The sequence below is a fragment of the Amycolatopsis orientalis DSM 43388 genome, from assembly GCF_000411975.1.
GTDB lineage: Bacteria > Actinomycetota > Actinomycetes > Mycobacteriales > Pseudonocardiaceae > Amycolatopsis > Amycolatopsis orientalis_D.
Window position 1 is genome coordinate 1 of the sequence record NZ_ASXG01000146.1, and the last position, 1,455, is coordinate 1,455.

Annotated in this window: 1 protein-coding gene; it reads left to right on the forward strand. The window is 69.1% G+C overall.

All coding sequences use genetic code 11. From position 1 onward, the window contains the following. The first annotated feature begins 228 nt into the window (after window positions 1–228). On the forward strand, window positions 229–1,434 hold the full coding sequence (locus L942_RS29375) for an IS110 family transposase (protein ID WP_037366834.1): 1,206 nt from the start codon (window positions 229–231) through the stop codon (window positions 1,432–1,434). The last annotated feature ends 21 nt before the right edge of the window (window positions 1,435–1,455 follow it).

Genomic DNA, 1,455 nt, shown 5'->3' on the forward strand with positions numbered 1-1,455 from the left:
CGCCCTACCTTCATGACGTGCCGCCGGTCGTCCGGAATGATCGGTGGGCGCGGGCGGGATCGGCATGGCTTTCATCACGCTGCTCCCCGATGGCTCAGGTGGCTCCGCCACCGGTCCCGCCACCTTGTTCTGACCGCTGATTAGGCGCTGCGGACCATCGCTATGTAGGGCGTTGACGGCGGAATGAGGTTGCCGCGCCAAGCCGTTCGCTGAAGGACCGGAGGAGCCGTGACGCTGGTGGCGGGCATCGACATCGCCAAGGAATTCCATTGGGCCGCAATCGTTGTGGCTGAAACCGGGCGGGAGCTTGTATCGCGGCGAGTGGACAATGCGCCCGACGCCATCGGCGAGTTCATTGCCGAGCTCGCCCAGGCCGCCGCCGAGCACGGTCCGGCGACAGTGGGCATCGACGTGCTGGGCGGAATCGCGGGCCTGGTCACCGCGATGCTGCTGGACACCGAACACCGCTTGGTGCACGTGCCCGGCCTGACCGTGAACCGCTCCCGCCACGGCACCCGCGGCGGCGAGCACAAATCCGACCCCCGCGACGCCCGGGTCATCGCCGACCAGCTGCGGCTGCGCGAGGACTGGCGGCCGGTCACCGGCGACGACGAGCTGACCCTCGACCTGCGCCTGCTGGTCTCGCGCCGCAGCGACCTGGTGACCGAGCAAACCCGCCGCATCAACCGGACACGCGACATGCTGACCGGCATCTTCCCCGGCCTGGAGCGAGCTCTGGACCTGACCAACCTCGGGGACCTGCGCCTGCTGACGCGCTACACCACACCGGCCGAGATCCGCCGGGCCGGACGAGCCCGGATCACCGCCTACCTGCACCGCAACGGGGTCCGCAGCGACCGCGCCGACCGACTTGCCGCTGCCGCGCTCGAGGCCGCCGGACACCAACGCGTGCGGGTGCCCGGCGAAACCCGCACCGCGCAGTTCGTGCGCGAGCTGGCCAACGATGCGCTCACCACGCGCGCTCGTCTGTCCGCCGTGGATTCCGAGATCGCCGAGGTTCTTGACCAGCACCCTGACGCGGCCCTCGTCCGGAGCCTGCCCGGAATGGGGGCCACCCTCACCGCCGAATTCCTGGCCGAAGCAGGCGACCTGGCCCGATTCGCCGGCGCTGACGCGCTCGCTGCCGCCTCGGGCCTGGCTCCTGTGCTGCAACAGTCCGGGAAGATGCACTACCTGCGCAGAGCCACCGGCGGCGGCAAGAACCTCAAACGCGTCTTCTACCACTCCGCGTTCTGCGCTATCCAAGCCGACCCGGCCAGCAAGGCGTTCTACGCGCGCAAACGAGCCGAAGGCAAACGACACCAACAAGCCCTCATCGCACTCGCACGCCGCCGCGTGACGGTTCTCTACGCGATCCTGCGCACCCGCCAGCCGTACCAGGCCAACCACACCACAGTCACCCCTGCCGCTTGACAAAAGCATTAGACAGCCACC